Here is a 6,855-nt window from a genome sequence, read left to right as displayed (position 1 = left end):
AGTTTCCGGGCGCGCAGGTCGAATACAAGTTCAAGTGCCGCAACCCCGGCGTGCAACTGGCGCCCTTCGTCAACGAGATCCGTGACGAAATCCGCTCGCTGTGCGGGCTGCGGTTCCAGGATGCCGAGCTGAGCTATCTGCGCTCGATGCGCTTCATCAAGAGCGACTTCGTGGATTTCCTCGGGCTGTTCAAGCTCAACGAGAAGTACATCACCATCACGCCCCAGCCAAACGGCGAGATCGACATCTCCATCCAGGGGCCCTGGCTGCACACCATCCTGTTCGAGATACCGGTGCTGGCCATCATCAACGAGGTCTATTTCCGCAACACGCAGAAGGTGCCGGATTTCCCCGAGGGCCGCAGGCGCCTGGACGCCAAGATCGCGCTGCTGCAGGGCGAGGGCCTGGCCGATCTCAAGATCGCCGACTACGGCACGCGGCGGCGCTTTTCGCGTGCGTGGCACGAAGAGGTGCTGCGCGTGTTGGTGGCCCGCCTGGGCACGGGCGACCGCCGCCCTGGCGCCCCCGTTGGCCCCGGCCAGTTTGCGGGCACCAGCAACGTGCTCTATGCGATGAAGCTGGGTGTCACGCCCCTCGGGACCATGGCGCATGAATACCTGCAGGCCTGCCAGGCACTGGGCACCCGGTTGCGCGACAGCCAGGTGTTTGGCTTTGAAGTGTGGGCCAAGGAATACCGGGGTGACCTGGGCATTGCGTTGTCGGACGTGTACGGCATGAGCGCCTTCCTGCGCGACTTCGACCTGTATTTTTGCAAGCTGTTCGATGGCGCGCGCCACGACAGCGGCGACCCGTTTGCCTGGGGCGAGCGCCTCTTGGAGCACTACCGCAAGAGCCGCGTCGATCCGCTGACCAAGACGCTGATCTTCAGCGACGCGCTTACCGTGCCGCGTACCATCGAGCTGTACCAGCAGTTCCGGGGCCGGTGCCAGTTGGCGTTTGGCATTGGCACCAACCTGACCAACGATCTGGGCAGCCCGCCCGCGCACGAGCCATTGCAGGTTGTCATCAAGATGACGCGCTGCAACGGCCAGCCCGTGGCCAAGCTGTCCGACACGCCCGGCAAGGGCATGTGCGATGACGAGAAATACCTGGCCTATCTGCGCCAGGTGTTCGAGATCCCCACGCCGGTGTGACCGCGCCGCGCCCAGGCGCAGCCTGTGGCGCACTGTTTTTTGATAAAGAGATGGAGACAACAAAGATGAAATTTTCGCGCGGACTGGCGTTTGCCGGTCTTCTGGCTGCACTGCCGGGCATGGCCTTTGCGGCAGATGTGGATGGCAGCACCTTGTCCGTTCTCTGGGGCGTTCCGTTTGCCGGCATCCTGCTGTCGATTGCCCTCATGCCGCTTTTGGCGCCGATCTTCTGGCACCACCATTTCGGCAAGGTCGCGGCCGCCTGGGGCCTGGCGTTTTTGCTGCCATTTGCCATCACGTTCGGCCCCGGTGTTGCCGGGGCCAGCCTGGCGCATGCGCTGTTGGCCGAATACATCCCGTTTGTGATCCTGCTGACCGCGCTGTTCACGGTGGCGGGGGGCATCTTCATCCGGGGCAACCTGCACGGCAGCCCTGGGCTCAACACTGCCATCCTGGCCATTGGTGCGGTGCTGGCCAGCTTCATGGGCACCACGGGCGCGTCCATGCTGCTCATTCGGCCGCTGATCCGCGCCAACGACAACCGCAAACATGTGGCGCACGTGGTGGTGTTCTTCATTTTCATCGTGTCCAACGCGGGCGGCTCGCTCACGCCGCTGGGCGACCCGCCGCTGTTCCTGGGCTTCCTCAAGGGCGTGGACTTTTTCTGGACGGTGAGCCACATCTTCCAGGAAACCCTCTTTTTGGTGGGCGCGCTGCTGGTCATCTTCTTTGCGATCGACTGGTGGTGTTATCACAGCCGCGAGGAGATCAACAAACCCGACCCCACGCCCGACAGCCGGGCCTTTGGTTTTGACGGCAAGATCAACTTCGCGCTGCTGGGCGTGGTGGTGGCACTGGTGCTGCTCAGCGGCTTCTGGAAGTCGCCCGTGGTGTTCGACATCGCGGGCACCGAGGTGGGCCTGCCCGGCATCGTGCGCGACGTGGGGCTCATCATCGTGACCTTGTTGTCCCTGTCGCTCACGCCCAAGAAGGTGCATGAGGACAACCAGTTCGGCTGGGGCCCCATGCAAGAGGTGGCCAAGCTTTTTGCGGGCATCTTCCTCACCATCATTCCCGTCATCGCCATGCTCAAGGCCGGTGTCAACGGCCCGTTCGGTGCTGTCGTGTCGGCCGTGACGCGGGCGGACGGTTCGCCCGATCCGGCCATGTACTTCTGGGCCACGGGCGTTCTCAGTTCCTTTTTGGACAATGCGCCGACCTACCTGGTGTTCTTCAACACGGCGGGCGGCGACCCGGCCGTGCTGATGACCACGCTGGCTCCCACGCTGGCGGCTGTCTCGGCGGGGGCGGTGTTCATGGGCGCCAACACCTACATTGGCAACGCGCCCAACCTCATGGTCAAGGCCATCGCGGAAGACCGGGGCGTGAAGATGCCCAGCTTCTTTGGCTACATGCTGTGGTCGGTCGGCATCCTGGTGCCGCTGTTCATTGTCATGACCTTCATCTGGTTCCGTTGACAGGAGATTGATTGGTATGAGCAACAAACCCCGCATCCTGGTCGCCCGCGCGATCTTCCCTGACATCGTGGACCGCCTGCGCCAGCACTTCGAGGTGCAGGACAACCCCGACGATGCGATCTGGACCCCCGCCGAACTGGCCGAGCGCCTGGCCGACAAGGACGGCGTGCTCACCACCGGCAGCCAGCGCATCGACGCCGCGCTGCTGGCCGCTTCCCCGCGCCTGAAGATTTGCGCCAACATGGCCGTGGGCTACAACAACTTCGACGTGGACGCCATGACCGCCGCAGGCGTGCAGGGCACCAACACCCCCGACGTGCTGACCGAGACCACGGCCGACTTCGGCTTTGCGCTCTTGATGGCCACGGCCCGCCGCGTCACCGAGAGCGAGCACTACCTGCGTGCCGGTAAGTGGACGAAGTGGAGCTACGACATGTTCGCGGGCTCCGACATCCACGGCAGCACGCTGGGCATCATCGGTATGGGCCGCATCGGCCAGGGCATTGCCAAGCGCGGTGCGCATGGTTTTGGCATGAAGGTGGTCTATCACAACCGCTCGCGCCTGCCCGCCGATCTGGAGGCCGAATGCAAGGCCAGTTATGTGAGCAAGGACGAACTGCTGCGCACGGCAGACCATGTGGTGCTGGTGGTGCCCTACAGCGCCGAATCGCACCACACCATTGGCGCGGCCGAGCTGGCGCTGATGAAGCCCACGGCCACCCTGGTGAACATCGCGCGCGGCGGCATCGTGGACGATGCAGCGTTGGCCGTGGCGCTGCGCGAGCGGCGCATCGCGGCGGCGGGCCTGGATGTGTTCGAGGGCGAACCCAGCGTGCACCCGGGCCTGCTCGAGGTGCCCAACGTGGTGCTCACGCCCCACATCGCCAGCGCCACCGTGCCCACACGCCGTGCCATGGCCAACCTGGCGGCCGACAACCTCGTCGCCTTCTTTGGCGGGCGCGGGCCGCTCACGCCGGTGAACCAGCCTGCGGCGGGCCTGCGCGGCTGAGTTTTAAGCAAAATAGCCTGACTATGTACCTTCTTCAGATACCGATCCAACCGTTCGGGCTGAGCTTGTCGAAGCCAGGGCTTGCCGTGTGCGTGCAAGGCTTCGACAGGCCTGTCCTGAGCCCGTCGAAGGGCTCAGCGCGAACGGATGGGGAGACGCGTCTGAGGCATGTACATACTCAGGCAAAATAGGCCTCTAGCGCTTGAGGGATAAGCGCTAGTAGCTATAAAAATAATAGTAAATACCTTGACTATCGACACGCTTGTCTTGCTGGCAGTACTGGCTTTGGTGGTAGTGCTTTTGGCCGTGCTGCTGCTGCGCCGCCCACGGGTGGAACTGCCTGCCGAATGGCTGGCGCGCCTGCAGGCACTGGAATCCACAGCCCAGGCCACCCAACTGGCCGTGGCCCGCAACGACGGCGCCATGGAGGCGCTGGCGCAGCAGATCACGGGCTTCACCCAGGCCACGCAGCACCAGCTCGAGACCCTGCGCGGCGCGGTGGACGAGCGGCTGGCGCAGGCGGTGGGCGAATCCCGCACCGGCCGCACCGAGCTGCTGGCGGCCTTTGGCGCGTTTGAAGTCAAGCTCGAGCAACGCTTGGCCCAGGGCCAGGCCGAGGCTGCCCTGGCGCGCAAGGAGCTGTCGGACGCCCTGGCGGCCTTTCGCACCGAACTCACGCAGACCGCGCAGTCGCTCGCGTCAGACAGCCAACGCTCGCGCGAGGCGCTGGCCGAGAGCACCCAGCTTTTCGAGCAGCGCATTCAGGAGCGCTTCGAGGCCCTGTCGGCCGCCACGCGCGGCACGCTCGACTCGCTCAAGACCGACATCCAGACGCAAATGGGCACGGTGTCCACCGCGCTCAAGGACCAGCTCGAAGCCAATGGCAACCAGATCCGAAACCAGTTCTCGGTGCTGCAGGACGCCGTCTCGCAGCAGCTCACGGGCATGGTGCAGGGCAGCCAGCACAACGCCGAGCAACTGCGCAATGCGCTCAACGAGCGCCTGGCCGCCATCCAGGCCGACAACGCCACCAAGCTCGAGGAAATGCGCCGCACCGTGGACGAAAAACTCCACGCCACGCTGGAGCAGCGCCTGGGCGAATCCTTCAAGCTGGTGAGCGACCGGCTCGAACAAGTGCACAAGGGCCTGGGCGAGATGCAGACCCTGGCGGGCAGCGTGGGCGACCTGAAACGCGTGATGACCAATGTGAGGTCGCGCGGCACCTGGGGCGAAATGCAGCTCGGGGCCATCATCGACAACGTGCTCACGCCCGACCAGTTCGCGCGCAACGTCAAGACAGTGCCGGGCAGCGACGAGCTGGTGGAGTTTGCCATCCGCCTGCCGGGCAAGAGCGACGAGCACCCGGTGTGGCTGCCCGTCGACTCCAAGTACCCGGTGGAGCAGTACCAGCGCCTCATGGACGCGCAGGATGCGGCCGACAAGGCGGCCATGCTGTCGGCAGGCAACGCGTTTGAAACGTCGATCAAGCTCGAAGCAAGAAAGATTTTCGCCAAGTACGTCTCGCCCCCGCACACCACCGACTTCGCCGTGCTGTATTTGCCCACCGAAGGCCTGTTTGCCGAGGTGATGCGCCGCCCTGGCCTGGTTGAAGCCGTGCAGAACGACTGCCGCGTGATGATCACCGGCCCGGCCAACCTGGCGGCCATGCTCAACAGTCTGCAGATGGGCTTCAAGACACTGGCCATTGAAAAACGCTCGTCCGAGGTGTGGAGCCTTCTCGGCATGGTCAAGACCGAGTTCGCCAAGTTTGGCGACGTGGTTGAAGCCACCAAAAAATCCATCGACGCCGCAGCCAAGAAGTTTGACGAGGTGGGCGTGCGCACCCGCGCCATCCAGCGCAAGTTGCGCGACGTGCAGGACTTGCCCGCGCCCGATACGGCCCTGCCCATCGCCCGCACGGCCTCGCTGCCAGGGCTGGACGCCGAGGACGATCTTCCATGAACGGCGCATTGGCCCGGTTGATCGCCGGACAGATCTGCGTGCATGCCAGCATGGCCGGCATGCGCCTGGCTGCGCCCCTGATGGCGCTGCGCGAGGGCTACAGCGCGGCGGCCGTGGGTTTTCTGGTGGCGCTGTTTGCCGTGACCCAGGTGTTTTTGGCCCTGCCTGCGGGCCGGTATGCCGACCGCCATGGCCTCAAGCGCCCGGTGGCGTATTCGGTGGCTGTGGCCTGCGTGGGCGCGGGGCTGGCGGTGGTGTTCCCCACCTTTCCGGTGTTGTGTATCTCCGCCCTGATGACCGGCGCCGCCGCAGGGGCCGCCACCATCGCGGTGCAGCGCCACGCGGGCCGCGCCGTGCATGACGCCACCGAACTCAAACAGGTGTTCAGTTGGCTGTCCATCGGCCCGGCGGTGTCCAACTTCATCGGCCCCTTTGCAGCAGGGCTAGCCATTGACAATGCGGGCAGCGTGCCTGACAGCATCGAAGGCTACCGTGCAGCGTTTGCACTGTTGGCGCTGCTGCCTTTGCTGAGCTGGTTTTGTGTGCGCGGCATGCAAGAGCTGCCGACCATTCCCGCTCCTGCGGGTAGTGCCACCGGCGGCCGGCCCCAGCGGGCTTGGGATTTGCTGGGCGATGCGCCGTTTCGCCGCCTGCTGATCGTCAACTGGCTCATCTCATCGTGCTGGGACGTGCACGCCTTTGCCGTGCCGCTGCTGGGGCACGAGCGTGGGCTGTCGGCGTCGGTCATCGGCACCATTTTTGGCTCGTTTGCTGTCGCCGCCACCGTGATCCGCGTGTTGATGCCCTTTGTGGCCAGCCGCCTGCGTGAGCAGGCCGTGATGGCGGGCGCCATGCTGATCACGGCGGTGATTTTTGCGGTGTACCCGCTGCTGCACAGCGCCTGGACCATGGGGCTGTGCTCGGTGCTGCTGGGCCTGGCGCTGGGCACGGGGCAGCCTATGGTGATGAGCCTGCTGCACCAGATCACGCCGTCCCACCGCCAGGGCGAGGCGCTGGGCCTGCGGTTGATGGCCATCAACGCATCCAGCGTGGCGATGCCCCTCATGTTCGGATCGGCCGGGGCGGTGATCGGGGTGGCCGGGCTGTTCTGGGTGGTGGGCGTGGCCGGCTTGGTTGGCTCCCGGCTGGCCTGGGGCATTGCAGGAAGGGTCTCCCTGGGGGCACAAAAGGGGTAAACAGGTGTAAATTGCCTCCCACCCGCCAGTTGGCGGGTTCGGTCAGGGGGCTGTCA

The 6,855-nt window shown here is 65.0% G+C and carries 5 protein-coding genes; all 5 read left to right on the top strand.

The features are described 5' to 3' along the window. A partial coding sequence (gene pncB, locus Q0105_RS03055) for a nicotinate phosphoribosyltransferase (protein WP_298208627.1) occupies window positions 1–1,154 on the top strand: 1,154 nt, incomplete at its 5' end. A 65-nt stretch (window positions 1,155–1,219) separates the two neighbouring features. Further along, the gene (locus Q0105_RS03050) at window positions 1,220–2,632 is read left to right on the top strand and encodes a sodium:proton antiporter (RefSeq protein ID WP_298208625.1); all 1,413 of its coding nucleotides are present in this window, start codon (window positions 1,220–1,222) and stop codon (window positions 2,630–2,632) included. Between the two features lie 16 nt (window positions 2,633–2,648). Further along, on the top strand, window positions 2,649–3,641 hold the full coding sequence (locus Q0105_RS03045) for a D-glycerate dehydrogenase (RefSeq protein ID WP_298208623.1): 993 nt from the start codon (window positions 2,649–2,651) through the stop codon (window positions 3,639–3,641). A 246-nt stretch (window positions 3,642–3,887) separates the two neighbouring features. Then, window positions 3,888–5,603 carry a DNA recombination protein RmuC gene (gene rmuC, locus Q0105_RS03040; RefSeq protein ID WP_298208621.1) on the top strand — a complete coding sequence of 572 codons (1,716 nt, stop codon included), beginning with the start codon at window positions 3,888–3,890 and terminating at the stop codon, window positions 5,601–5,603. Beyond that, window positions 5,600–6,799 (top strand): MFS transporter, encoded by a 1,200-nt coding sequence (locus Q0105_RS03035; protein WP_298208619.1) that lies wholly within the window; start codon window positions 5,600–5,602, stop codon window positions 6,797–6,799. Before rmuC ends, Q0105_RS03035 begins: the two co-directional genes overlap by 4 nt. Window positions 6,800–6,855: the final 56 nt, after the last annotated feature.

Origin of the sequence: Acidovorax sp., from assembly GCF_027492855.1 — a bacterium.
Lineage (GTDB): Bacteria > Pseudomonadota > Gammaproteobacteria > Burkholderiales > Burkholderiaceae_C > Acidovorax.
This window is presented reverse-complemented; position numbering and strand designations above follow the sequence as displayed.